The sequence below is a fragment of the Shigella sp. FC1567 genome (assembly GCF_001743015.1).
GTDB classification, from domain to species: Bacteria; Pseudomonadota; Gammaproteobacteria; order Enterobacterales; family Enterobacteriaceae; genus Escherichia; species Escherichia coli.
This window is the reverse complement of the sequence record NZ_MIIV01000354.1, coordinates 1-678: the sequence shown is the minus strand read 5'-3', so window position 1 is coordinate 678 and position 678 is coordinate 1. Positions and strand designations below refer to the sequence as shown.

General features: G+C 52.5%; 2 pseudogenes. One reads left to right on the top strand and one right to left on the bottom strand.

Annotated features, from left to right (window positions below):
* Positions 1 to 109 precede the first annotated feature (109 nt).
* A pseudogene (locus tag BHE85_RS17665) lies at positions 110 to 320 on the top strand (transposase); the annotation flags it as partial.
* Between the two features lie 27 nt (positions 321 to 347).
* Here the strand turns inward: BHE85_RS17665 and BHE85_RS17660 are convergent.
* A pseudogene (locus BHE85_RS17660) lies at positions 348 to 678 on the bottom strand (IS1-like element IS1X2 family transposase); the annotation flags it as partial.

Below are 678 nucleotides of genomic sequence, written 5' to 3'. Positions count from 1 at the left end.
AAGCCAAGGGCTACCGCAACCGGGAGCGCTTTAAGCTGGGAGTGATGTTCCACTATGGGAAACTGAATATGGCGTTCTAAGCCTTCCCACCATGATCGGGGAAGACCCAGATATGAACAGGCACATTCAGAGTTACTTTAAAGAGCTTACTGAACGTCTGAGGTGTTAGAGCCATGACTGCCGCAGCATTGCTGGCGGAAATGCCTGAATCGAGCAGCCTCTCGAGACGTGAAATCAGCGCACTTGTCGGTGTTGCTCAGGTAAACCGGGACTCGGGAACTCTGCGCGGTCGACGAACCATTTTCGGTGATTGTGCTGGGGAAGAACAGCTCGGTAATGACTCCAACTTACTGATAGTGTTTTATGTTCAGATAATGCCCGATGACCTTGTCATGCAGCTCCACCGATTTTGAGAACGACAGTGACTTCCGTCCCAGCCTTGCCAGATGTTGTCTCAGATTCAGATTATGTCGCTCAATGCGCTGAGTGTAACGCTTGCTGATAACGTGCAGCTTTCCCTTCAGGCGTGATTCATACAGCGGCCAGCCATCCGTCATCCATACCACGACCTCAAAGGCCGACAGCAGGCTCAGAAGACGCTCCAGTGTGGCCAGAGTGCGTTCACCGAAGACGTGCGCCACAACCGTCCTCCGTATCCTGTCATACGCGTAAAACAGC